The organism is Methyloversatilis universalis EHg5, assembly GCF_000378945.1.
Taxonomy (GTDB): Bacteria; Pseudomonadota; Gammaproteobacteria; order Burkholderiales; family Rhodocyclaceae; genus Methyloversatilis; species Methyloversatilis universalis_A.
This window is the reverse complement of record NZ_KB900539.1, coordinates 3,087,050-3,112,021: the sequence shown is the minus strand read 5'-3', so window position 1 is coordinate 3,112,021 and position 24,972 is coordinate 3,087,050. Positions and strand designations below refer to the sequence as shown.

At 68.0% G+C, this 24,972-nt stretch carries 20 protein-coding genes; 6 read left to right on the top strand and 14 right to left on the bottom strand.

Features of this window, described 5'->3' with window-relative positions; all coding sequences use genetic code 11:
• Positions 1–1,459: calcium-binding protein (locus METUNV2_RS0114245; protein WP_157281576.1), on the top strand; the 1,459-nt coding region annotated here is incomplete at its 5' end.
• On the opposite strand, the gene METUNV2_RS0114240 is transcribed toward METUNV2_RS0114245, so the two are convergent.
• The 3 genes from METUNV2_RS0114240 to METUNV2_RS0114230 all read right to left on the bottom strand — a co-directional run bounded on the left by METUNV2_RS0114240 (position 1,446) and on the right by METUNV2_RS0114230 (position 5,143).
• On the bottom strand, positions 1,446–2,597 hold the full coding sequence (locus METUNV2_RS0114240) for a PepSY-associated TM helix domain-containing protein (protein ID WP_018230144.1): 1,152 nt from the start codon (positions 2,595–2,597) through the stop codon (positions 1,446–1,448). The genes METUNV2_RS0114245 and METUNV2_RS0114240 overlap by 14 nt on opposite strands.
• Positions 2,598–2,616: 19 nt before the next feature.
• On the bottom strand, positions 2,617–4,650 hold the full coding sequence (locus METUNV2_RS0114235; RefSeq protein ID WP_018230143.1) for a TonB-dependent receptor: 2,034 nt from the start codon (positions 4,648–4,650) through the stop codon (positions 2,617–2,619).
• Between the two features lie 121 nt (positions 4,651–4,771).
• Positions 4,772–5,143 carry a DUF2946 domain-containing protein gene (locus METUNV2_RS0114230; RefSeq protein ID WP_018230142.1) on the bottom strand — a complete coding sequence of 124 codons (372 nt, stop codon included), beginning with the start codon at positions 5,141–5,143 and terminating at the stop codon, positions 4,772–4,774.
• Between the two features lie 62 nt (positions 5,144–5,205).
• On the opposite strand from METUNV2_RS0114230, the gene METUNV2_RS0114225 reads away from it, so the two are divergent.
• Positions 5,206–5,667 (top strand): winged helix-turn-helix domain-containing protein, encoded by a 462-nt coding sequence (locus tag METUNV2_RS0114225; RefSeq protein ID WP_018230141.1) that lies wholly within the window; start codon positions 5,206–5,208, stop codon positions 5,665–5,667.
• Here the strand turns inward: METUNV2_RS0114225 and modC are convergent.
• From modC to METUNV2_RS0114180, 9 genes are all read right to left on the bottom strand, one after another.
• On the bottom strand, positions 5,585–6,748 hold the full coding sequence (gene modC / locus METUNV2_RS0114220) for a molybdenum ABC transporter ATP-binding protein (protein ID WP_018230140.1): 1,164 nt from the start codon (positions 6,746–6,748) through the stop codon (positions 5,585–5,587). The genes METUNV2_RS0114225 and modC overlap by 83 nt on opposite strands.
• Positions 6,749–6,757: 9 nt before the next feature.
• Positions 6,758–7,444, bottom strand: coding sequence for a molybdate ABC transporter permease subunit (gene modB, locus METUNV2_RS0114215; protein WP_018230139.1), 687 nt, complete (start codon positions 7,442–7,444; stop codon positions 6,758–6,760).
• Positions 7,445–7,456: 12 nt separating this feature from the next.
• A complete protein-coding gene (gene modA / locus METUNV2_RS0114210; RefSeq protein ID WP_018230138.1) occupies positions 7,457–8,215 on the bottom strand; it encodes a molybdate ABC transporter substrate-binding protein in 759 nt (252 codons plus the stop codon).
• A 179-nt stretch (positions 8,216–8,394) separates the two neighbouring features.
• Positions 8,395–8,994, bottom strand: a complete 600-nt coding sequence (locus METUNV2_RS0114205; RefSeq protein WP_018230137.1) for a cysteine hydrolase family protein — start codon at positions 8,992–8,994, stop codon at positions 8,395–8,397.
• A gap of 30 nt (positions 8,995–9,024) precedes the next feature.
• Positions 9,025–9,255 (bottom strand): formate dehydrogenase subunit delta, encoded by a 231-nt coding sequence (locus tag METUNV2_RS0114200; RefSeq protein ID WP_018230136.1) that lies wholly within the window; start codon positions 9,253–9,255, stop codon positions 9,025–9,027.
• An 11-nt stretch (positions 9,256–9,266) separates the two neighbouring features.
• The gene (fdhD, locus tag METUNV2_RS0114195; RefSeq protein ID WP_018230135.1) at positions 9,267–10,136 is read right to left on the bottom strand and encodes a formate dehydrogenase accessory sulfurtransferase FdhD; all 870 of its coding nucleotides are present in this window, start codon (positions 10,134–10,136) and stop codon (positions 9,267–9,269) included.
• Positions 10,133–13,000, bottom strand: a complete 2,868-nt coding sequence (gene fdhF / locus METUNV2_RS0114190) for a formate dehydrogenase subunit alpha (RefSeq protein ID WP_018230134.1) — start codon at positions 12,998–13,000, stop codon at positions 10,133–10,135. Before fdhF ends, fdhD begins: the two co-directional genes overlap by 4 nt.
• Positions 13,001–13,026: 26 nt before the next feature.
• A complete protein-coding gene (locus METUNV2_RS0114185) occupies positions 13,027–14,577 on the bottom strand; it encodes a formate dehydrogenase beta subunit (protein ID WP_018230133.1) in 1,551 nt (516 codons plus the stop codon).
• On the bottom strand, positions 14,574–15,062 hold the full coding sequence (locus METUNV2_RS0114180) for a formate dehydrogenase subunit gamma (protein WP_018230132.1): 489 nt from the start codon (positions 15,060–15,062) through the stop codon (positions 14,574–14,576). The genes METUNV2_RS0114185 and METUNV2_RS0114180 overlap by 4 nt, the downstream gene beginning before the upstream one ends.
• Positions 15,063–15,193: 131 nt before the next feature.
• Between METUNV2_RS0114180 and METUNV2_RS0114175 the strand changes: the two genes are divergently transcribed.
• Positions 15,194–16,270, top strand: a complete 1,077-nt coding sequence (locus tag METUNV2_RS0114175) for a substrate-binding domain-containing protein (protein ID WP_232415680.1) — start codon at positions 15,194–15,196, stop codon at positions 16,268–16,270.
• 69 nt (positions 16,271–16,339) lie between these two features.
• On the opposite strand, the gene rho is transcribed toward METUNV2_RS0114175, so the two are convergent.
• Both rho and trxA read right to left on the bottom strand, forming a co-directional pair.
• Positions 16,340–17,599, bottom strand: coding sequence for a transcription termination factor Rho (gene rho, locus METUNV2_RS0114170; RefSeq protein ID WP_018230130.1), 1,260 nt, complete (start codon positions 17,597–17,599; stop codon positions 16,340–16,342).
• Between the two features lie 90 nt (positions 17,600–17,689).
• Positions 17,690–18,016, bottom strand: a complete 327-nt coding sequence (gene trxA, locus METUNV2_RS0114165) for a thioredoxin TrxA (protein WP_018230129.1) — start codon at positions 18,014–18,016, stop codon at positions 17,690–17,692.
• A gap of 578 nt (positions 18,017–18,594) precedes the next feature.
• On the opposite strand from trxA, the gene fdxA reads away from it, so the two are divergent.
• Genes fdxA through METUNV2_RS0114150 form a run of 3 tightly spaced genes read left to right on the top strand, consistent with a single transcriptional unit; the run spans position 18,595 to position 24,896 of the window.
• Positions 18,595–18,918, top strand: coding sequence for a ferredoxin FdxA (gene fdxA, locus METUNV2_RS0114160; protein ID WP_018230128.1), 324 nt, complete (start codon positions 18,595–18,597; stop codon positions 18,916–18,918).
• 48 nt (positions 18,919–18,966) lie between these two features.
• The gene (locus METUNV2_RS0114155) at positions 18,967–21,627 is read left to right on the top strand and encodes a PD-(D/E)XK nuclease family protein (RefSeq protein ID WP_018230127.1); all 2,661 of its coding nucleotides are present in this window, start codon (positions 18,967–18,969) and stop codon (positions 21,625–21,627) included.
• Positions 21,624–24,896, top strand: a complete 3,273-nt coding sequence (locus tag METUNV2_RS0114150; RefSeq protein WP_018230126.1) for a UvrD-helicase domain-containing protein — start codon at positions 21,624–21,626, stop codon at positions 24,894–24,896. Before METUNV2_RS0114155 ends, METUNV2_RS0114150 begins: the two co-directional genes overlap by 4 nt.
• The last annotated feature ends 76 nt before the right edge of the window (positions 24,897–24,972 follow it).

The following is a 24,972-nucleotide window of genomic DNA, read 5'->3' as shown; positions in this document are numbered from 1 at the left end:
GGACAACGTCGGTGACCGGGTGGTCGAGGCCGGTGGCCAGGGTAACGATACGGTGTCCGCATCGGTCGACTACACGCTGGCAGATAACGTCGAACGCCTGACGCTGACCGGCAGGGCCGTGGCCGGCACCGGCAACGGGCTGGCCAACGTGCTCACCGGCAACGCAAGCGCGAACGTACTGAGTGGTCGGGGTGGAGACGACGTACTGGACGGTGGCGCGGGCGCGGACACGCTGATCGGAGGCGAAGGCGACGACCGCTACGTGCTGGACCAGATCGGCGACGTGGTGGTGGAAGCGGACGGAGAAGGCACGGACACGGTGCAGGTGATGTTCGCCAACGCGGGCCGTGCAGCGGTGACGCTGTCGCTGGAGAGCCGCTACGCGCACGTTGAGAAACTGGAAGTGCTGGGTGCGGGGCTGTACAACCTTGAGGGCAACGGCAGCGCCAACGTACTGATCGGCAACGGCTCGGCGAACGTGATCGACGGCGGAGCGGGTGCGGACCGGATGGAAGGCGGTCTGGGCAACGACACCTACGTGGTCGATGACGCAGGCGACGTGGTGGTGGAGAGCGCGTTGCGGGGCTCGGGCGTGGATCTGGTGCGTGCGCGGCTGGACTACGTGCTGGGCGCCAACGTAGAGAACCTGACGCTGGAAGGTGCGGCGCTGCGTGGAGAAGGCAACGAACTGGGCAACGTGCTGACCGGCAACGAACTGGACAACGCGCTGTACGGACGTGACGGCAACGACGTGCTGTCGGGGGGCGCGGGCAACGACCTGCTGGACGGGGGCGTGGGCATAGACAGCATGTCGGGCGGCGAAGGGGACGACACCTACGTTGTAGACAACGTGCGCGACGTGGTGAGCGAAGGGCTGAACGCGGGCACCGACACCGTGCGCTCGTCGATCAACTACGCGCTGGGCGCCAACGTCGAGAACCTCGAACTGACCGGCACGGCACTCAACGGCACCGGAAACGCACTGGCCAACCGGATCACCGGCAACGAGCTGAACAACCTGCTGGACGGTGGTGACGGCGCAGACACCCTGCTCGGCATGGACGGCAATGACTGGCTGGATGGCGGGCGCGGTCTGAATACGCTGACCGGCGGTGACGGTGCAGATGCGTTCTACTTCGGCGTGGCACCGCAGGCCGGCACGCTGTCGACCATCACCGACTTTGATCTGGCGGACGACCGTTTCGTGCTGAAATCTTCGGCGTTTGCCGGTATTGCTGGCCGTTTCGGGACAGGAGAAACGCCGCTTGCCGCGACCGCCTTCCAGTCGTCCGATGACGCGGTCGCCGATACTGCCGCTGTCCGCATTCTGTACGACAGCAGCAGCGGCGCGCTGTATTACGACGCTGACGGTTCGGGCGCGGGCGCGGCGGTGCAGTTCGCGCAGATCGGCAGCGGTCTGTCGCTGGACGCAGACCACTTCTTCATCACGACCGCCTGATGCCGGTGCGGCGCTGGCCGGTCAGCGCCCTGGCGCGGGCCTTGTGACGCCAGCGCATCCAGCCGGTCACGAACAGGAGGGCCGGCAGCAGGCCGGCGATGCACATGAGCACGCGGCCGGTCATGCCGAAGGCTTCGCCATTGTGCAGCGGGTGCAGCCAGTTCAGCACGGTGTCGCCGCCGCTGTCACGGGCGGCATCGCGTTCGGCGACGATGGTGCCGGTTTCCGGGTGCACCCACACCTGGGTGCGCGGGAAGCGCCGGCTCGGTTCGTCCGGCTGGTGCAGCACCACGCGCCAGGCGCCGCCTTCCAGCGAAGGTGACTCCACCCAGCGCAGTTCCCGGCCCGGAAAGCGGCTGCGGGCGACCGCGATCGCGTCGGCGGCTGTGATGGCGTGGTGCATGGGCGGCGTGATGGCCCGCAGGTCCGGCATGCGGAACAGCGGCGACGCCGGCGTGATCAGCGCGCGGGTCTGCTCCGGCAGCGCCAGTGCGGCGCCGGTCAGTGCCAGCGTGATCAGCAGCACCGCTCCCCAGCTGCCGGACAGCACGTGCAGGTCGTAGGTGAGGCGCGCACGCCCGTGCCGCAGCACCGGTTTCAGTGCGTGCAGCAGGCGACTGACGGAACGATTGCGCGGCCACCACAGCCACAGTCCGGACCCCAGTGACAGCAGCATGAGCAGGCCGGCGATGCCGACCGCGGTCTTGCCCGGGCGATCCAGCAGCAGGGTGTAGTGCAGATCGTAGATCCAGGTAACCGCAGTATCGCCCCAGAAGGCGGTACGGGTGATGGCCAGCGTGGCCGGGTCCAGCGTCACCAGCAGCGGCGCGAAGCTGCGCTCGGCGCGTTCGACCGGCCGGTAGTAGCGCGCCATCAGCGGCACGCCTTCGTGCAGCGGCAGCTCGATGCGCCAGGCGCCGCTGCGCCCCGGGTGAGCCGCCCGCAGCGCGGCGAAGGCGGCGTCCGGATCCACGTCGGGCGCAGGCGTGCTGGCCACGGTATGCGGGTTCAGCAGCCGGTCCACCTCGGTGTAGAACACCAGCACGCTGCCGGTCAGGCCGAACATGACGAGCAGGCCGCCGAGCGCAAGCCCCAGCCACAGGTGACAGGCCAGCCAGAGGCGGCGTGCGCGGGTCATGTCCGGCCCTTTCTCCGACTCAGAAGCGGGCGTGCAGCGACGCGAACACCGCGCGCGGCTCGCCCGGCGAGTGCAGCGACTGGGCGCCGTCGTGCCATACGTATTCGTAATAGCGGTTGGTCAGGTTGCGCACCTGCAGGTCGGCGCGCAGCGTCGGGCTGAACTGGTAGCTGGCCGACGCGTTGAACAGCAGATAGCTGCCGAAGCGGCCGGCGCTGTTGGTGCGCTCCAGGTAATAGTCGCCCTGGGCACTGGCCCACAGTGACAGCTTCAGCGCGTCGCTGGCTGCGTAGTCGGCGCCTGCATTCAGCAGGAAGTGCGGCACATGGTCGATCTCCTTGCCCTCGGTGGCCGGTGCCGACGATTCCGCTTTCAGGATTTTCGAGCGCTGCAGCGCGGCCGCCATCCACAGGCCGAGCTGACGGGTGGCCTGGGCGTTGAGCTGCAGGTCGATGCCGCGGCGTTCGGTCTTGCCGATGTTTTCGCTGCTGTTGGCCGGGTCGTTCAGCTTGCGGCGCGCCTCGTTGCTGGCGGTCTGCTCCCAGACGGCGAGCCGGCCGTCCAGCCAGGGCAGCGGTCGGAAGCGCAGGCCGGCTTCCCAGCCTTCGTTGATCGACGGATCCAGATCCTGGGTCTGGGTCACCTTGTAGCTGGCGGTACCGACACCGATCTGGAAGGTGCGGCCGTAGTTGGCGTACACCGCGTAGCGCTCGTCGAACGAATACACCGCGCTGATCTTGGGCTGGTGCACATTGCCGTAGTCGTTGATGTCGAAGCGGCGGCCGTTCAGCAGGTTGTCGTAATGCCCGGTCAGTACGTCGGTGCGCCAGGCCGGCACGATCTTGAGCTGGTCGGTCGGCTTGATCACCGCCTGGACGAAGGCGCCGTAGATGTCCAGTTCGAACTGCTGGTTGCGGGTCTGCGCAGTACGCACCCGGTTCGCGGTGGTGTAGCGCTCGCTCACGTTGTCCTGCCACTCGGCGCTGACACCGCCGACCAGCGCGAACTCCTTCGCCCAGCTCACGTCCGGTCGCCAGGTGAGCGTGCTCATCGCGCCCAGATGTTCTTCACTGGTGTAGCGCTCCTGCTGCGACACGCCGGCCGAGAAACGCACGAAGCGCCTGTCGTCGATCTTGTTCATGTAGGCCACCGAGGACCAGAACAGGCGCTCGCCCAGTTCGACGTCGGCGTGCGCGCTGAACTGGTCCAGCGTGCGGTCGCCGCCGTCGCTGGCATTGTGTGCCGGAGACTGGTCCGGGTCGGTGCGCGCCTGCAGCCGTGTCAGGTAGCCGGCTTCCTCTGCCTTCGCGTCCTGGTGCCGCACGATGACGCCGAAGCGGGTGTCGCCGCCAGGCGAGAAGAACCACTTGCCGCTGGCGCTCACCTTTTCGGTTTCGCTGTGATCGCGATAGCCGTCGCTGTTGTACACGCTGACCGCGTAGTTCTGCGAAAAGCCGTTGTGCTCGATGCCCAGCGCCGCCTGCGCATCGCGCGTGTTGAAACTGCCGTAGCTGGCCCGGCCCAGCATGTAGTTGCCGCCGGTACGGGTGATCACGTTGGCGTTGCCGGCGATGTTGTGCAGGCCGTAGCGCGGGTCGTTGGTGCCGCGCACCACCTCGATGGCGTCGATTTCGAGCGGAATCGCCAGTTCGAGGTAAGGCATGTTGCCGTCGTTGCTGTTGCCGGGCACGCCATCGACCAGCAGCTTCACCGCATTGATTTCGCCCTCGCCATTGAAGCCGCGCATCGAGAACTTGCCCGACACGTTGCCCTGGTTGAAATTGGTCAGCATGACGCCGGGCATCTGGCCGAACAGTTGCCAGTTGTGGGTCACCACCTGATTCTCGATGCGGTCGGCGCCCAGCACGTCGACCGAGGTGGGCAGGCTGCGCGCCGCGATCGGGCCGGCGTTGTCGAGGATGTTGACGGCGCCCAGCACCAGGGCAGCGCCGTCGAGCGTGCGGGTGTCGTCGGCAGCGCTGGCGGAAGTGTGGGTGAAGGCGGCAAGCAGCGCGCAGGCCAGCGGCGCGCGGCGGAAGGTTCGGGTGTTCATCGTCGGAATCCGTTGCATGCGGAGCGGCCGGCAGAGGCCGTGACGCTCCGGTCAGTTCATGCGCAGCGGCGCGGTGACGACGGGCGTCATCGGGCAGCGGGCTGCGCGCTCAGTGCGGGAATCAGACGATGGAAGGGGGCGCGCGCGGCTGGGCGGGCGCCCATGCGAACGGCGGGCGGGGAGCGTGCAGGAAGAGCGGCGGCAGCGCGTCCGCACCGGCTGCCGGGGTGAGCCCGGCCACCACGGGCGCGGCCGGAATGAAGGGCGTGTGCTGCGCCAGACAGAAGGGGCAGTGTGCACCCGACATGGCCATGCCCGGGTCGCTGCCGTCGCCATTGTCGGCGACGCGCTCGATGCCGCGCACGGTGCACAGTTCCGAATAGCCGGCGTCCTGCGCCATGCCCTGCATCACCAGCGGCGCGAGCGCATTGAACAGGAGCGCCACGAAGGCGATCCAGGCAAGGCTGCGGCGGGGGAGACGGGCGGACGACATGGGCGCGGATGATACCGCGACCGGCTGGCGGCAGGACCGTGCCGGCGCGTTAAACTTCACCCATGACTGCTCCGGAAACCCCGATCTCCGATGGCCTGAACGCCGCTCCGGCGTCTTCGGCCTCGCTGCGCCTGCATTTCCACAATGGCGAGCGGCTGGGGCCGGGCAAGATCGAACTGCTGGAACATCTGGCGCGCGAGCGCTCGATTTCCGGTGCCGCGCGGGCCATGGGCATGGCCTATCGCCGCGCCTGGCTGCTGATCGACGATCTGAACCGCATGTTTGCCGAGCCGGTGGTGAAAACCTATCCCGGCCGCTCGCAGGGCGCAGGCGGGGCGGAACTGACGCCGTTCGGCGTGCGGCTGATCGCGCTGTTCCGCGCCGCCGAGCGGCGTACTGCAGAGGCGGTGGCGCTGCAGCTGCGCGAACTGGATGAGGCGCTCAATCCGCTTCCGCTGGCGCGCCCGGCTTCTGCGGCAAGTCCGGCCCCTGCGCCGGCGATGCGGAACGCGGACGCCGGCTGAAACCCACGCTGCGGCTGTCCAGCGCCACCGATTTCACCATGGTCCACACCGCCGTGCCCGGCTGCAGGCCGAGCCGGTCGCAGGACTCGCGCGTGATCAGCGCGCGCAGCGTGCGGCTGCCCAGATCCACGGTCACATCGGCGTAAGGCCCGTCGCGCGGGGTGATCTGCTGCACCCGGCCCGGCAGCTTGTTCACGATGGACACGTCCATCGGTCGCGACAGCGCCAGCGCCACGTCACGCGCGCGGATGCGCACCCGCACCGGTGCGCCCGGATCGAGATCGATGCGCGGCACCCGCAGCTGGCCGTCGGCGAAGCGCAGCGTGGTGAGCGCGTAGTCGTCGTTGTGCTGCAGCACCGTGCAGTCGAGTACCGAACCGGCTTCGTAGCGGCCGATCAGCGGTGCGTGCTCCGGCCGCGACATGATGTCCGACAGTTCGCCACTGGCCACGGTGCGGCCTTCGCTCAGGATGACCAGGTGATCGGCCAGTCGCGTCACCTCTTCGATCGAGTGGCTCACGTACAGCACCGGCAGCGCGAATTCGCGCGCCAGCCGCTCGATGTAGGGCAGCACTTCGGCCTTGCGCGGCGCATCGAGCGAAGCCAGCGGTTCGTCCATCAGCAGCAGTGTCGGCTGGCGCAGCAGGGCGCGGCCGATGGCCACGCGCTGGCGCTCGCCGCCAGACAGATTCCACGGCCGACGGTCCAGCAGATGTTCGAGACCGAGCACCTCGACCACGCTGTCCCAGCCCACCGCGTGCGTGCCGCGCGCCCGCTTCAGGCCATAACGCAGATTGCCGGCGACCGACAGGTGAGGGAAGAGCCGTGCGTCCTGGAACACGTAGCCGATGCCGCGCGCCTCGATCGCCAGATCGGTGCCGCTGTCGCGGTCGTAGAACACCCGCTCGCCGACCCGTATGCGGCCGTGGTCCGGCTTCACGATGCCGGCCACCGCATTGATCAGGCTGCTCTTGCCGGCGCCGCTGCGGCCGAACAGCGCGCTCACGCCGCGTGACGGCAGCGCCACGTCGACCTGCAGGTTGAGTGCCCCCAGCTTCTTGCCGAAATTCAGTTCGATCACGGGGCGCGCTCAGTGCCGGCCCAGCCAGCGCTGGGTGCGCCGGTGCAGCCATTCGGACAGCGTGATCGCGGCCACCGCCAGTGCCATCGACAGGCCGACCAGACGCAGCGCGATGGCGTCGCCGTCCGGCGTCTGGGTGGCGGTGTAGATGGCCAGCGGCAGCGTGCGGGTTTCGCCCTCGATATTGGACGCGAAGGTGATGGTGGCGCCGAATTCGCCCAGGCTGGCGGCGAACGCCATCATCGCGCCGGACAGGATGCCCGGCAGCATGAGCGGCAGCGTGACGCTGAACAGCACGTCCAGCCGGCTGGCGCCCAGCGTGCGGGCGGCCAGTTCGAGGCCGCGGTCCACGCTGTCCAGCGACAGGCGTATCGCGCGCACCATCAGCGGAAAGGCCATCACCGCGGCGGCCACCACCACACCTTCAGTGGTGAAGATGAGCTGGATGCCGAAGGTGGATTTGAGCCAGGCGCCGAGCGGCGCGCGGGTGCCGAGCGAAATGAGCAGCAGGTAGCCGATCACCACCGGCGGTAGCACCAGCGGCGCATGCACGATGCCGTCGAGCAACGCGCGGCCGGGCAGCCGGCTGCGCGACAGCAGCCAGGCCACGCCGATGGCAAAAGGCAGGCACAGCGCGGTGCTGGCCGCACCCACCTTCAGGCTGAGCAGCAGCGCATCCCATTCGATTCCGCCCATCTGTTCCCGTTTTTACTTGATGCTGAAGCCGTAGCGCTTGAATACCGCGGCGGCCTGGCTGCCGCGCAGCGCATCAATGAAGGCGCGCGCGGCCGGCGTGTCCTGCCCGGCGACGAGTGCCGCAGGATAGGTGATCGGCGCATGGCTGTCAGCCGGGAAGGTGGCGGCGATGCGCACCTTGGGTGTCACCGCAGCGTCGGTTGCATACACGATGCCGGCCGGCACTTCGCCGCGCTCGACCAGCACCAGCGCGGCCCTGACCGAATCCGCGCGCACCAGTTTCGGTTCGGCCACCGCCCAGACGCCGAGGTGGGTCAGTGCGTCTTTCGCATACTTGCCGACCGGCACGTGGGCCGGGTCGCCGGTGGCCAGCCGGCCGTCGCCGAGCAGGCCGGCGAGGTCGAAGCCGGGCTTCAGCGTCACCGTGGCCCGGCTGTCGGCCGGCGTGACCAGCACCAGACTGTTGCCCAGCAGATCGACGCGGGTGGCCGGCACGATGAGCTTGCGTTCGGCCAGATAGTTCATCCACTGTTCGTCGGCCGACAGGAAGACCTGCGCCTGTGCGCCCGCTTCGATCTGCTTGGCCAGTGTGGACGAGGCGGCGAACGAGAACTTCACCGTGTGGCCGGATTTCGTTTCGAAATCCTTGCCGATGTCCTGCAGTGCATTGGTCAGACTGGCGGCGGCGAACACCACCAGCGTATCGGCGCGGGCGATGCCGGCGTGCAGGCAGAACAGCAACAGGGCGGACAGCAGGCGGGCGAACTTCATGGCTATTCCTGTGTTTTATTGAATACAGGATGGTAGGGCCAAAGCCGCCGCATTCAAATATGAAGCAGTGAGCCGGATGCCGGTGCTGAGGGCGGGCGTGCAGCGGCGACGGGGCGCGGTGGACCCGCCAATGAAAACGGCCGGCAAGGGCCGGCCGTTGTTTTGCGAAGCGGGGGCGGTCAGCCGAGCACCGCGTCAGCGGTCGGCGCAATCGCCGCGAACAGGTCGCGCATGGTGGCGATGCTGGCCGGCTGCAGCGCGTCGGCGCGCACCACGCTGCCATCGGGCAGCGGCAGGTCGCGGGTTGCGGTGGCGGAGGCGACCACGGTGGGCGCGTAGCCGAGGTTGAAGGCGCCGCGCGCGGTCGAGTTCACGCACATATGGGTCATGAAACCGACCAGCACCAGATTCTTCACGCCCAGCCGCTTCAGTTCGTCGTCCAGCGGCGTCTGCACGAAGCTGTTCGGGTAAGCCTTGGTGATGACGGTTTCGCCGTCCTGCGGCGCGACGATGTCGGCGATCCGGCCGATGTCGGCGCGCACGTCATACGGCGTGCCCGGGCCGGCGTCGTGCTGGATGTGGATGACCGGGCGGCCGAGCGCACGGGCGCGGTCGAGCACACGGCGCGCTTCCTTCAGCGCCGGCTCGACGCCGGTCAGCTGCATGATGCCTTCGCGATAGGTGTTCTGGCAGTCGATCAGCACCAGTGCGGCGTCCTGCAGGGTGCCGGGCTGGTGGCCCAGGCCCATCAGGTCGCGCAAAGTGGTCGGAGCGGTCATCGGTTTCTGTCCTTTCGGTTCTTTGCTTCTTCAGGCAGGGGTTTCGGCGTCCTGCAGACGTTGCAGCGCCTCGGTCACCAGCGGCAGCAGACCGGTGTCGCCGCCCTGGTTCATGTGACCGATGATCGCACGCCGCATGCGAGGTTCCCAGAAACGGCGGATGTGGGCGGCCACTTCGGTCACCGCTTCTTCGTGATCCGGATAGCTGTGGAAGAACTGGCCGATCTGGTTGGCCATCTTGACGAGGTTGTGGATGTCCATCGTGATTCCGTTCAGTCTTTGGGTTCTGTGTAGACGGCCTTCTGGCCGTTGCGTACGAAGCCGCACAGCGTGATGCCGGCGCGTGCGGCGAGGTCGATGGCCAGGCCTGTCGGCGCCGAAATGGCGGCCAGCAGTCCGCCGCCGAAACTGGCCAGCTTCTGCACCATTTCATAACTGGCGCGGCTGGTGACCACCGCGAAGCCGTGCGCCGGATCGTGTCCGGCCCGGGCGAGCGCGCCGATCAGCTTGTCCAGCGCGTTGTGCCGGCCCACGTCTTCGCGCACCCACAGCAGCGTGCCGTCTTCCGCGGCCCAGCCGGCGGCGTGTACCGAGCCGGTCAGCCGGTGCAGCGGCTGCGCGTCGGACAGGTGGGCGAAGGCGCGGTGTATCGCCGCGTCGCTCACCTGCGGCCGGGCGCTCACCGGTGTCACTTCGCGCGCCACCTGGGCCAGGCTGTCGACACCGCACAGGCCGCAGCCGGTGCGGCCGGCCAGCGTGCGCCGCCGCAGTTTCAGCGCCTCGAAGGCACGGTTGGATACCTGCAGCCGCACTTCGATGCCGGCCTCATGGCCGGCCACCTCGATGTCCAGCACTTCGGCGCGCCGGCGCACGATGCCTTCCGACAGGCTGAAGCCCAGACCGAAGTCTTCGAGGTCGGCCGGCGTGGCCAGCATGACCGCGTGCGAAATGCCGTTGTACACCATGGCCACCGGCACCTCTTCGGCCACGCATTCGAGCGAGGACTGGCGTTCGCCGTCGCGCGTCCGCGTGACCGGGCGCAGGCTCTGCGCCGGGTGATCGAACGCCGGCCCCGGCGTGCTGCAGGCCGGGACGGCGTCGGCGCTCACGGTTGCGGCGTCGGCCACGGCGTACCCGCTCACACCTTCTCGCGCCGCGTCTTGGGCAGCAGGTCGAGCTGCTGGCGCGAGAAATCGCGATAGCGCTGCTGCCATTCCGACGGCTGGGTCACGCGGGTCACCTGCACCGCGGTCACCTTGTATTCCGGGCAGTTGGTCGCCCAGTCCGAATTGTCGGTGGTGATCACGTTGGCGCCCGATTCCGGGAAGTGGAAGGTGGTGTAGACCACGCCCGGTTGCATGCGCTCGGACACCACCGCGCGCAGCACGGTTTCGCCGGCACGCGAGGTGATGCCCACCCAGTCGCCTTCATTGATGCCGCGCGATTCGGCGTCGGTCGGGTGGATTTCCAGCCGGTCCTCGTCGTGCCACATCGAGTTCGGTGTGCGGCGGGTCTGCGCACCCACGTTGTACTGCGACAGGATGCGGCCGGTGGTGAGGATGAGCGGGAAGCGCGACGAAGTGCGCTCTTCGGTCGGCACGTACTCGGTCAGCATGAAGCGGCCCTTGCCGCGCACGAACTGTTCGATGTGCATGATGGGCGTGCCTTCCGGCGCGTCCTCGTTGCAGGGCCACTGGATGCTGCCCAGTTCGTCCAGCCGCTCGTAGCTCACGCCGTGGAAGGTCGGGGTCAGACGGGCGATCTCATCCATGATGTCCGACGGATCCTTGTAGTCCATCGGGTAGCCGAGCGCATTCGACAGCAGGCAGGTGACTTCCCAGTCCGCCTTGCCGGCCAGCGGCGGCATCGCCTTGCGCACGCGCGAAATGCGGCGTTCGGCGTTGGTGAAGGTGCCGTCCTTTTCCAGGAAGCTGGAGCCGGGCAGGAACACGTGGGCGAACTTCGCGGTTTCGTTCAGGAACAGATCCTGCACCACCACGCACTCCATCGCCCGCAGCGCCGCTTCGACGTGCTGCGTGTTCGGGTCGGACTGCACGATGTCCTCGCCTTCGCAGTACAGGCCGAGGAAGGTGCCGTCCATCGCCGCCTCGAACATGTTCGGGATGCGCAGGCCCGGTTCCGGCTGCGGTTCGACGCCCCAGGCGTCCTTGAACAGTGCGCGCGTGGCGGCGTCAGACACGTGGCGGTAGCCCGGCAGTTCATGCGGGAAGCTGCCCATGTCGCAGGAGCCCTGCACATTGTTCTGGCCGCGCAGCGGATTCACGCCCACGCCCTCGCGGCCGATGTTGCCGGTGGCCATCGCGATGTTGGCGATGCCGATGACGGTGGTCGAACCCTGGCTGTGTTCGGTCACGCCGAGGCCGTAGTAGATGGCCGCGTTGCCGCCGGTGGCGAACAGCCGCGCCGCGGCACGCACCTCGGCCGCCGGCACGCCGGTGTGGATTTCCATCGCTTCCGGCGAGTTCTCCGGCTTGGCCACGAAATCGCGCCACTGTTCGAACGAGGCCCATTCGCAGCGCTCGCGCACGAAATCTTCCTGCACCAGACCTTCGGTCACGACCACGTGGGCCAGCGAGGTGATCATCGCCACATTGCTGCCCGGCTTCAGCTTCAGGTGATGCGTGGCCTGGATGTGCGGCGAGCGCACCAGATCGATCGAGCGCGGGTCGACCACGATGAGCTTGGCGCCCTCGCGCAGGCGGCGCTTCATCTGCGAACCGAACACCGGGTGGCCGTCGGTCGGGTTGGCGCCCATCACCATGATGACGTCGGCCTTCATCACCGAGTCGAAGGTCTGGGTGCCGGCCGATTCGCCCAGCGTCTGCTTCAGGCCGTAACCGGTGGGCGAGTGGCACACACGGGCGCAGGTGTCGACGTTGTTGTTGCCGAAGGCGGCACGCACCAGCTTCTGCACCAGATAGGTTTCTTCATTGGTGCAGCGGCTGGAGGTGATGCCACCGATCGAGTCGCGGCCATGCTTGGCCTGGATGCGCTTGAATTCCGACGCGGCGTAGCTGATCGCTTCGTCCCAGCTCACCGGCTGCCAGGCGTCCTCGATGCTCTTGCGGATCATCGGCGTGGTGATGCGGTCGGCGTGTGTGGCATAGCCGAAGGCGAAGCGGCCCTTCACGCAGGAGTGGCCGTGATTGGCGCCACCGTCCTTGCTTGGCACCATGCGCACCACGGTTGTGCCCTTCACTTCGGCGTCGAAGGAGCAGCCGACGCCGCAGTAGGCGCAGGTGGTGGTGACCTTCTTTTCGGCCTGACCGTGTTCGATCACGCCCTTTTCCATCAGCGTCGCGGTCGGGCAGGCCTGTACGCAGGCGCCGCAGGACACGCATTCCGAATCCATGAAGGGCTGGCTTTCACCCGGGCTGACACGCGAGTCGAAACCGCGGCCCGAAATGGTGAGCGCGAACGTGCCCTGGGTTTCTTCGCAGGCGCGCACGCAGCGGTTGCACACGATGCACTTCGACGGGTCGTAGCTGAAGTAGGGGTTGGATTCGTCCTTCTCCTTGCTCAGCGCCGACAGCAGGTCGAAGTGGTTCTTGCCCTTCATACCGTAGCGCACTTCGCGCAGGCCGACCACGCCGGTCATGTCCTGCAGTTCGCAGTTGCCATTGGCGGAGCAGGTCAGGCAGTCCAGCGGGTGATCGGAAATGTAGAGCTCCATCACGCCGCGACGGATGTCCGCCAGCTTGGGCGTCTGGGTGCGCACCTGCATGCCCGGTTCGACCAGAGTGGTACAGGACGCCGGATAGCCGCGGCGGCCTTCGATCTCGACCAGGCACAGGCGGCAGGAGCCGAACGGTTCGAGGCTGTCGGTGGCGCACAGCTTCGGAATGCTGGTGTCGCATTCCTGCGCGGCACGCATGACCGAGGTGCCGGCCGGTACCGTCACTTCGATGCCGTCTATCGAGAGGGTGACTTCCTTTTCCGACGCACGCGCGGGCGTGCCGTAATCGGTGTTGCGGGGCAGTGACATGGCAGTTCTCCTGGAGTCTCGCGTGCTCAGGCAGCTTCGGTCTTGTCGACGCCGAAGTCTTCCGGGAAGTGGTTCAGTGCGGACAGCACCGGGTAGGGGGCCATGCCACCGAGCGCGCACAGCGAGCCGTTGAGCATGGTGTCGCACAGCGACTGCAGCAGCGCGATGTTCTTGCCGCGCTGTTCGTTGGCGACGATGCGGTCGATCACCTCGACGCCGCGGGTGGAACCGATGCGACAGGGCGTGCATTTGCCGCAGGACTCGACCGCGCAGAACTCCATCGCGTAGCGCGCCATGTGGGCCATGTCGACCGTGTCGTCGAACACCACGATGCCGCCGTGGCCGATCATGGCGCCGTTCTTCGCGTATTCCTCGTAATCCAGCGGCATGTCGAACTGCGACGCCGGCACATAGGCGCCAAGCGGGCCGCCCACCTGCACCGCGCGCACCGGCCGGCCGGACAGCGTGCCGCCGCCGAAGTCATGGATCAGCTCGTTCATGGTCAGGCCGAAGGCCTTCTCGACCAGACCGCCGCGCTTGATATTGCCGGCCAGCTGGAAGGGCAGGGTGCCGCGCGAGCGGCCCATGCCGTAGTTGCGGTAGTACGCGCCGCCGCGGGCCAGAATGATGGGTACCGAAGCCAGTGAGATCACGTTGTTGATCACGGTCGGCTTGCCGAACAGGCCCTGCAGCGCCGGCAGCGGCGGCTTGAAGCGCACGATGCCGCGCTTGCCTTCCAGGCTTTCCAGCAGCGAGGTCTCTTCGCCGCAGATGTAGGCGCCGGCGCCGAGACGCACCTCCAGTTCGAACGCCTTGCCCGAGCCGCGCACGTCCTGGCCCAGCCAGCCGGCGGCGCGCGCGCGGCGGATCGCCTCCTTCAGCGTGGCGAAGGCGTGCGGGTATTCCGAGCGCAGGTAGATGTAGCCCCGGGTGGCGCCGACCGCGATGCCGGCGATGGTCATGCCTTCGATCAGCACATACGGATCGCCCTCCATGATCATGCGATCGGAGAAGGTGCCGGAATCGCCCTCGTCGGCGTTGCACACGATGTACTTCTGGTCGGCGCTGGCGCCGAGCACGGTGTTCCACTTGATGCCGGTCGGGAAGGCTGCACCGCCACGACCGCGCAGGCCGGAGTCGGTCACTTCCTTCACGATGTCTGCGCCGCTCATCCCGAACGCCGCGACCAGGCCTTCGTAGCCGCCGTGGGCGATGTAGTCGTCCAGGCTCAGCGGATCGGTGATGCCGATGCGTGCGCTGGTGAGCCGTTCCTGGTTCTTCAGATACGCGATGTCGTCGGTCAGGCCAAGCGACAGCGCATGCTGGCCGCCGGTGACGAAGCCGGCGTCGAACAGCGCGGCGACGTCCTTCGGCTGCACCGGACCGTAGGCCATGCGGCCGGCCGGGGTCTGTACCTCGACCAGCGGTTCGAGCCAGAAGGCACCGCGCGAGCCATTGCGCACCAGTTCGATCGCGATGCCGCGCTTCGCCGCTTCGGCGGCGATGGCCTTTGCAACCTTTTCGGCGCCCAGCGACAGCGCGGTGGAATCGATGGGGACGTAGATGCGGGTGCTCATGCGGTCACCTCCGCGCGCAGTTCAGCGATGATTTCGTCGAAACCTTCCGGCGTGACGCGGCCGACGATGTCGTCATCGATCCGCAGCGACGGACCGACCGCACAGTTGCCGAGGCAGTACACCGCCTCCAGCGTCACCGCGCCGTCCGCGGTGGTTTCATGGAAGTCGATGCCGAGGCATTTCTTCGCGTGCGCTTCAAGCGCGACCGCACCGACCGCCTGACAGGCTTCCGCCCGGCAGACCTGCACCACATGACGACCGGGCGCATGGTTGCGGAAGTGGTGGTAGAAGGTGATCACGCCATGCACTTCGGCGCGTGAAAGGTTGAGGCTGCGGGCGATGACCGGAACGGCCTGATCCGGCACATGGCCGAACTCGTCCTGGATGGCGTGCAGCATGGGCAGCAGTGCGCCGGGCAGACTGGCGTGCGCGTCAACCACGGACTGCAGGTGCAGCGCGTCTGCGGCGGGGTGGTGCGATGACATGGCGTATGTCTCCTCCGAATCCCTTAATTGGAACTCTTGTTCATAATTGCTAAACGGCCACCATCAATGTCCAATAATGGCTTCGCACTGCAGGTTAGCAGCCGATTTTGCTTTTAACGATATGAAAACAAATGCCTAACATGCGCATCCAGATCGAGCCCGCGTGGCGCTTCCGCAACGCCGAGGGACGCGAGATCGATCCACTGCTTTTCCGGGTGCTGGCCGCGGTCCAGCGCAGCGGAAAACTGACCGAAGCAGCCCGCGAGGTGGACTTTTCCTACCGCCACTGCTGGAACCTGATCCGCACCTGGTCGGCGTTCTTCGGCACGCCGCTGGTGGAGCTGTCGCAGGGCAAGGGGGCGGCACTGACGCCGCTGGGCGAGAAGCTGACCTGGGCTGCCCAGCGCATACAGGCGCGGCTGACGCCGCAGCTGGAAAACCTGTCGGTGGAGATCGACCGCGAAATCAATGCCGCGCTGATGGACACCCACCCCATCCTGCGGCTGCACGCCAGTCACGGCTATGCGATCGCGCTGCTGCCCGAACTGGTGGAGAAGGTGGCTGCGGTACGGCTGGAGCTGCAGTACCTCGGCTCCATCGACGCGCTGGCTTCGATGTCACGCGGCAGCTGCGACCTCTGCGGCTTTCACCTGCCGAGCGGACGGGTGACACCGGAACTGGCGGCGCGACTGAACCGTTATCTGAAGCCGCGCGCACACCGGGTGATCCGGCTGGTCACGCGTACCCAGGGCCTGTTCGTGGCGGCCGGCAATCCGCTGGGCATCCGGTCGCTGCAGGACCTGACCCGGCCGGACGTGCGCTTCATCAATCGCCAGGCCAGCGCCGGCACGCGGGTGCTGCTCGATCTGCTGCTGGCCGAACAGACCATGGATCCGGACCAGATCAGCGGCTACGAAACGGTGGAATTCACCCACGCCGCGGTGGCGGCTCACGTGGCCAGCGGCATGGCCGATACCGGCTTCGGAGTGGAAGCCGCCGCCACCCAGTTCAAGCTCGATTTCGTGCCGGTGGCGCAGGAGCACTACTTCCTCGCCTGCCGGCTGGAAACGCTGGAACTGCCGTCGATGCAGCGCATGCTGGAGGCGCTGAAATCGCCGCAGTTCGCGGCGGCGGTCGATGCGCTTCCCGGCTATGCGCTGAATACGCCGGGTGAGGTGATGTCGGTGATGGAAGCGCTGCGCGCCTGATACGGCGGTACAAAAGAAAAACGCCGCAATGTACGGCGTTTTTCTTTCAGGGCTGCAGGAGCAGGGGTATCAGCCTCGACGCATCGCGTCGAAGAATTCGCCGTTGCTCTTGGTGGCCTTGATCTTGTCGAGCAGGAATTCGATCGCTTCCAGATCGTCCATGTTGTACAGCAGTTTGCGCAGGATCCAGATCTTCTGCAGGATTTCCGGCTTCAGCAGCAGCTCTTCGCGGCGGGTGCCGGAGCGGTTTACGTTGATCGCCGGATAGACGCGCTTTTCCGCCATGCGCCGGTCAAGATGGATTTCCATATTGCCGGTGCCCTTGAATTCTTCGTAGATCACGTCGTCCATGCGGCTGCCGGTTTCGATCAGCGCGGTGGCGATGATGGTCAGGCTGCCGCCTTCCTCGACGTTGCGCGCGGCGCCGAAGAAGCGCTTCGGCTTCTGCAGCGCGTTGGCGTCCACACCGCCGGTCAGCACCTTGCCGGAAGCCGGCTGCACCGTGTTGTAGGCGCGGGCTAGGCGGGTAATCGAGTCGAGCAGGATGATCACGTCCTTCTTGTGCTCGACCAGACGCTTGGCCTTCTCGATCACCATTTCGGCGACCTGCACGTGGCGGGTGGCCGGTTCGTCGAAGGTCGATGCAACCACTTCGCCCTTCACCGAACGCTGCATTTCGGTCACTTCTTCCGGGCGCTCGTCGATCAGCAGCACGATGAGCATCGCTTCCGGGTGATTCACGGTGATGGCGTGCGCGATGTGCTGCATCATCACCGTCTTGCCGGTCTTCGGCGGCGCCACCAGCAGTGCGCGCTGGCCCTTGCCGATCGGCGCAATCATGTCGATCACGCGCGAGGTGGTGTTCTCTTCGCCGCGCATGTCGCGCTCGAGCTTCAGCGGCTCGGTCGGGTGCAGCGGCGTCAGGTTCTCGAACAGGATCTTGTGCTTGGTCGCTTCCGGCGGCTCGCTGTTGATGCGATCGACCTTCACCAGCGCGAAATAGCGCTCGCCGTCCTTCGGCGTGCGGATTTCGCCTTCAATGGTGTCGCCGGTATGCAGATTGAAGCGGCGGATCTGGCTGGGCGACACATAGATGTCGTCAGTGCCGGCCAGATAGCTCGCTTCCGGCGAACGCAGGAAGCCGAAGCCGTCGGGCAGCACTTCCAGCGCACCATCGCCGAAAATGCTTTCACCCTTCTTCGCCCGGTTGCGCAGGATGGCGAACACGAGTTCCTGCTTGCGCAGCCGGTTGGCGCCCTCGATCTCGAAGGACTGGGCCATTTCGAGCAGCTGGCTGACGTGAAGTGCTTTCAGTTCGGAAAGATGCATGGTGAAGAAGTGCTGCGTGCGGGGTGGGGGAGGTGGAGCGCTCGGGCTCCGGCGGGCGGGGCGCGGACGCGCACCCGCCGCGGGGTGTGATCAGAGGTGGCTGTCCAGGAATGCGCTCAGTTGCGACTTCGACAGGGCGCCGACCTTGGTGGCTTCGACATTGCCGTCCTTGAACAGCATCAGGGTCGGAATGCCGCGGATGCCGAAGCGGGCCGGGGTTTCCTGGTTTTCGTCGATGTTCACCTTGGCCACGCGCAGCTTGCCGGCGTAGTCACGGGCCACTTCGTCGAGGATGGGGGCGATCATCTTGCACGGACCGCACCATTCGGCCCAGTAGTCGACCAGGACCGGCAGGTCGGCCTTGATGACTTCGGCTTCGAAACTGGCATCGGTGACGTGGTGAATGTGTTCGCTCATTGTTTCCTCGCGGTGCTTGACTGGACGGTGGTTCGTGAAGGTCGGGCGTCGATGGTGGGCGCTGTGCCGGTCGTGCCGGCTGGCCGCAGGTGTGAAACTGCCTGTGGGCGTTTCATGCCTGAAGAATGTGGGCTTGCCGGAATCGTGTGATCGGGTCGCTTGGAAGGCTTGGCCCGCTGAACGGGCCGGATTGGGATTGTGCCGAAGCCGGTTGCCGGGATGCTCACGGAGCCAACCTTGCCTGCACATTCGTCAGGGCTTCTGCACTGTTAGCAGGATGCTAATACAAAAAAACATTGCATGTGCAGCCGTGCGTGATCGGAAAGGACAAAAAGTCATGCCCTCATGTCGTACCGGCACGACAGCAGGGGAGAGCCGGGGGGCGTCCGCGGGTGGTAAACTTCTGCGTCCAGAACGCGGCCGGGCCGCACGCCGGCGCCGGGCGCATCGTGCCAGACGGACCGGCGCGCCTGCGCCATGACCGCGTGCCGAGTTTCGTAGCGATCAAACCAACTATCCACCCCACGTCGCCTTTCCCCGTGAAAGGCAGGCCGGTCATCCGGCCCAACGGAGAAATCATGACTTACGTCGTCACCGAATCCTGTATCAAGTGCAAGTACACCGACTGCGTCGATGTGTGCCCGGTCGATTGCTTCCGCGAAGGCCCCAACTTCCTGGTGATCGATCCGGACGAGTGCATCGACTGCACGCTGTGCGTGGCGGAATGCCCGGCCGAAGCCATTTTCGCCGAAGACGACGTGCCGGCCGACCAGGTGCATTTCACTGCGCTGAACGCCGAGCTGGCCAAGGAATGGCCGGCCATCATCGAGCGCAAGGACGCGCTGCCGGACGCCGACGACTGGGCCAAGGTGAAGGACAAGCTCGGCATGCTGGAGCGCTGAGCCGCTGTTGCCGGTTCATGCATCCCTGATCGGGGCCTGCGCTGACGCATGAGCGCCGCAGGCCTCGAGCTTCTTTCGCTGCCGCCGGGGCCCGGCCTGTTCGGGCGGGTGGCACGCACCCTGATCGGCCGCCACGGCGACGCGCTGGCCGATACCGATCTGCTGCTGCCCTCGATGGCGCTCGCGCAGCCGCTGCGTGCGGCGCTGTGCGAGGCCGCCGGCCGCGCGCTGTTCATGCCGCGGCTGCTCACGCCCGACCTGCTGGCGCAGCGCTGGCAGGGCGATCACCCGATCGATCCGCATTCACGCCGCCTGCTCGGTCTGGTGGCCCAGTTGCGCCGCATGGGCTGGCTGGGCGAGGCCGACCTGTGGTCGGTGGCGCGCGAACTGATCGACCTGGCCGATGCGCTGGCCGAGGTGCCGCTGCAGCAGGAGGCCGAACTGGCCGCGACCTTCGCCCGCACCCACGCGCTGCACGACAGCGAAGCGCTGTCGCTGGAAGCACGGCTGGTGCATGCGGTGTGGCTGGCCGACAGCACCGGTACGCCCGGCCGGGCGCGCGCCTGCGCACAGGCGCTTGAGCGGGCCGCGGCTGCCGCGACGCGGCCGCTTACGGTGCTGTTCGATCCGCTCGATGAGTCGCCGCCCTGGCTGAATGCCTGGGCCGCGCGTGCGCCGGTGCTGTGCCTGCAGGTCGTGCGTGGCGAAGGCGAGGACGCATTGTCCCGTGCGCTGGCCGCCGCCTGGCCGCCGCCCGGGCAGGATGCCGGTGCGTTGTGGTCGCGTGCGCCGTCGGCCGACGATGCCGCGGCGCTGCGCGCGCGGGTAAGGCTGGTGGCAGCGCAGTCGCTGGAACAGGAGGCGGCCTGCGCCGCCGACACCGTGAGCGGCTGGCTGGCCGCCGGTCGCCGCCGCATCGCGCTGGTGGCCGCCGACCGCGAAGCCGCCCGCCGCGCCCGGGCGTTGCTCGAACGGCATCAGGTGCTGCTGGCCGACGAAACCGGCTGGAAGCTGGCCACCACGCGCGCGGCCGCGACGGTGGATGCCTTCCTGCAATGCCTGGCCTCCGACGGCTATCACCGCGACCTGCTGGATTTCGTACGCGCGCCCTATGTGGCCGCCGGGCTGGAGCGCGAAGCCCGCGCCCGTGCGGTGGCCGCCATCGACGACTGGGTGGTGCGGCGCAATCATGTCGACGGTCTGCACGCGCTGCTGGTCGATGCGGCAGGCGAACTGTCGGGCAGTCCGGCTGCCGGGCTGATCGCGCTGCTGGCGGCTGCCGCCGCCCTGATGCCCACCGGCAACGCGCCGGCCAGCTTCTGGCTGGACCGGCTGCTGGCTGCGATCGACGCACTGCAGGCGCGCGACGCCATGCTGGGCGACGTGGCCGGCGCCCAGGTGATCGCGCTGCTCGAACAGCTGCGCGCCGACAGTCAGGGCGTTGCGCTCGCGCTGTCATTCGCCGACTGGCGGCAGTGGCTCAATGGCGAATTCGAACAGGCGCTGTTCCGCGACACCGAAATCGACAGCCCGGTCGTGCTCACGCCGCTGGCGGCAACGCGGCTGCGCGCTTTCGAGGCGGTCTATGTGATCGGCGCCGATCGCGAACACCTGGCGCCGCCGCGTCAGCGCGGGGTGCTCGGACACGAAGGCCTGCGGCGCGAGCTGGGGCTGCCGGATGCCGACGCACAGGCCGCCCGGCTGCGCGAGGACCTCGCCGGGCTGGTGCTTAACGCCGGCGACATCGTGTTCAGCTGGCAGGCGCAGCGCCACGGCGAAGCCAGTCTGCCGGGCGCCGACCTGCAGGTGCTGGACCTGATGTTCCAGCGTGCCGGCGTTGGCTCCGCCATCGAAGCGGCACCGCCGCTGGCCGAACCGCCGGCGCAGGCCGCCATCGACGTGAGCAGCGCGCCCTCTCTGCCGCCGGAGCGCGTGCCGCAGAAGCTGACCGCCAGTGCGCTGGCCGACCTGATGGATTGCCCTTACCGCTATTTCGCGCGCCGGGTGCTGCGTCTGGGTGAGGCGGACGAAGTCGAGGAAACGCTGGGCAAGGGCAGCGTCGGCGAAAAGGTGCATGCGGTGCTGCTGGCTTTCCACACGGCCCATCCGCAGCTCGCGCTGTCGTCGCCCGATACCCTGGCGGGCGATCTGCGCCGCCTTTTCGCCGACGCATTCGCCGGCGCCATCGCGCGCAATTTCCAGGAGCACGCCTGGGCCGACCGGCTGCAGGCGCGCGCTGCCGCCTATGTGGACTGGGCCTGCGCGCGCGAGGCGGCCGGCTGGCTGTTCGAAGCCGGCGAGCAGGAACGCAGCCTGTCGCTCACGTTGCCCGATGGCGGCACGCTGACGCTTGAAGGCCGCATCGACCGCATCGACCAGGGCAGTGGCGGCCGCGCGCTGATCGACTACAAGCTGCGCGCGGCTGACAGGGTGAAGAAGGCACAGCAGCGCGACGACCTGCAGCTCGCCTTCTACACGCTGCTGGAAGGCGATGCGGTCAGCGACGCGGCCTATCTGGCGCTGGACGAAGAGGTGCCGGCCGAACTGACGCAGGCCGAACCGCAGGTCGCCGCCGAAGCGCTGCAGTCGCTGCTGCAGCGGGTGTTTCCGGCGCTGCGCGCCGGTGCCGCGCTGCCGGCGAACGGAGATGAAGCCGCCTGCCAGTACTGCAGCATGCGCGGGCTGTGTCGCAAGGACTGGCTGGCATGAGCACCCATATCCCGGCGCACGATCCACTGCGCGCGCTCGATCCGGCCTGCAGCGTGGTGGTCGAGGCCTGCGCCGGCAGCGGCAAGACCTGGACCCTGGTGTCGCGCCTGATCCGGCTGCTGCTCGACGGCGTGCCGCCGGGCCAGATACTCGCCATTACCTACACCCGCAAGGCGGCGCGGGAAATCGAGGAACGTCTGCTGCACTGGTTGGGTGAGCTGGCGGTGGCGGACGATGCCTGGGTGGGCGAATTCCTCGCCCTGCGTGGCGCCGCCCGCAGCGACGCACAGATCGCGCGTGCGCGCGGCCTGCTCGAAACCGTCATCCGCGCCCGGCCCGGACTCACGATCAACACCTTCCACGGCTGGTTCTCGTCGCTGCTGGGGGCGGCGCCGCTGTCCGCCGGTCTGGGCGGCATGCAACTGGCCGAACGCACTGCCCGCCTGCGCGATCAGGCCTGGGGCGGGCTGATGCGCCGCGCCGGCCGGGACGAGGACGGCGAACTGGCGCAGTCGCTGCGCTGGCTGCTGAACCAGACCGGTCTGGGCGGCACCCGCGCGCTGGCGTCCGCGCTGATCGACCGCCGGGCGGAGTGGGAAGCCTGGCAGGCGGCCTGCGGCGGTGATCTGGACGCGGTGCTGGCGCATCTGGCGCAGTGCTTCGGTGCCGACGGCGCCGATCCGCTCGTCACGCTGTTCGAGGACGCGGCGCTGCGGGCGGCGCTGACCGAATTCGCCCGCCTGCTGGGCCAGGGCACCGACGCGCAGCAGCGCCGCGCGGTGACGCTCGAACAGGCGCTGGGGCTGGCTGATGCCGCCGGCTTCCACGCTGCGCTGCGTGCCGAACTGCTTACGAAAGCCGGCCTGCCGACCGCCTTCAAGCCGGGCAAGTCGATGGAAAAGATCGGCGCCGCCGAACGCACGCAGCAGCTGTTCGAAGCCTGCATCGAGCGCCTGCTGCGCTGCGCCGGCGAGGTCGAGGACCGGGCCGCCTGTGTGCTGAACAGCCACGCGCTGCGCGCAGCGGTGGCCATGCTGGACGCCTACGATCAGGTGAAGCGCGCCGCCGGCACGCTGGATTTCGGCGACCTCGAATGGCACGCCGCCCGGCTGCTGGCCGACCCGCAGACCGGCCCCTTCGTGCAGGCGCGTCTGGATGCGCGCTACACCCATCTGCTGCTGGACGAATTCCAGGACACCAATCCGCTGCAGTGGCAGGTGCTGATGCACTGGCTGGATGCCTACGCGCCGGACCAGGTGCAGCCGCGGGTGTTCGTGGTGGGCGATCCGAAACAGTCCATCTACCGTTTCCGCCGCGCCGACCCGCGCATCTTTGCCCACGCGCGAACCGCCTTCGCCGAGCGCTTCGGCGCCATCGACCTCAGGCGCAACGAAACCCGTCGCAGCAGCCCGGCGGTGGTGTCGGTGGTGAACGCGCTGTTCGGCGCTCATCCGGTATTCGAAGGTTTTGCCCCGCACACCACCGCGCAGCACGGTTTGCCCGGCGCGGTCACCGTGCTGCCGCCGTTCGGCCACGACAGCGAGGCGGCGTCGGACAGTGCCGCGCCTGCCGAGGCGGCGGTGCGCGACCCGCTCGACACGCCGCGTCCGGCGGCCGAGGACAGCCGGCGCCGGCGCGAGGCGGACGCGATGTGCGCCCGGCTCAGGGCGATGGCGGGCCGGCAGACGGTGCGTGATCCGCATACCGGCCGGCCGCGCGCCGCCCATTACGGCGACATGATGATCCTGCTGCGCCGGCGCACTGGCCTGGCGGTGTATGAGGCGGCGCTGCGCGCCTACGGCATCCCGTATTTCGGTGCCAGCCGCGGTCGTCTGCTCGATACCCTGGAGGCGTCCGACCTGCAGGCGCTGCTGCGTTTCCTGTCGGCGCCGGCCGATGCGCTGTCGCTGGCCCATGTGCTGCGCAGCCCGCTGTTCGCGTTCAGCGACACGCAGCTGCTGCGGCTGACCGGCGACGGCGGCTCGCTGTGGGGCGCGCTGCGCCACGCCAGCGATGACCCCGGCTGCACGCGTGCGGCAGCGCTGCTGTCCGGCTGGCTGGCGGCGTCGGTGCGGCTGCCGGTGCATGACCTGCTCGATCGGGTGTTTCATCAGGGCGAACTGCTGGCGCGCTACGCCGCCACCGTGGATGCGATGGCCTGGCCCGGCGTGCGGGCCAATCTGGAAGCCTTCATCGAACTGGCGCTGCGGGTGGACAGCGGCCGCTACCCCAGCCTGCCGCGCTTCCTCGACGAGCTGTCGCGGCTGCGCGACGAGGACGACGAAGCGCCGGATGAAGGCCTGATTCAGGGCGAGGACCCGGCGCGCGGCCGGGTGCGGGTGCTCACCGTGCATGCGGCCAAGGGGCTGGAAGCGCCCATCGTGTGGCTGGCTGACGCGATCGCCCGGCCGCGCGCCGACAGCGGTCCGCGCGTGCTGCTGGCCTGGCCGCCCGGCGCCCCGGCGCCGGCGCATCTGTCTCTGCTGCATCGCAAGGACAGCCTGGGCAGTGTGCGTCAGCCCTTCATCGAAGCCGAGGCGCGTGCTGCCGCGCGCGAGGACGCGAATCTGCTCTACGTGGCGGTCACCCGTGCCCGCCAGTTCCTGTTTGCCAGCGGTGTCAGCCCGAGCCGAGGTGGCGATGCCGACAACTGGCTGACCCGGCTGGCCGAAGCGGCGACCAGCGGCGAGGGCGGAATGCGAGATGAGGAAGGCGGGGCGAAGCTTGCGTTCGGCGATGTCGACGAGGCCTTCGATGCCCCCGCTTCGCCGCCGCCGGTCGCACCGGTGCCCGACATGCCGGCCCTGCCGCCGGTCGGCGAACGCCGGCCGTCCATGGCGCTGACTGACGAGCAGCGCTGGGGCACCGGTCTGCACGCCTGGCTGGAGGCGCTGGCCAGCGGAGAGCCGCCGCCGGCGCGGGCAACCGGTTTCGATGCCGCCCGCTGGGCCGAGCTGGAGCGTACCGCGCGGGCGCTGGTTGACAGCCCGGCGCTGCGCCGCTTCTTCGATCCGGCGGAACACCTGTGGGCGGCCTGCGAAATCGAATTCGTGCTGCCGGATGGCAGCCTTGGTCGCATCGACCGCCTGGTCGAATTCGACGACGCGCTGTGGGTGCTTGATTACAAGAGCGGCGGCGACGGCGTGCATGCTCAGGCCTATGTAGACCAGCTCACCCGATATGCTGACGCGGTGAGGGCCATCAGGCCGGGCAAGCCGCTGCGTGCCGCACTCCTGCGCGCCGACGGCCGGGTCGACATCCTGATCTGATGCCGTCGCGCTTTGCGCTCCGGTCGCTTTTGACTACCATCGGCGCAGGGTCATTCGCTGCGCGGGCCTTTTGTCC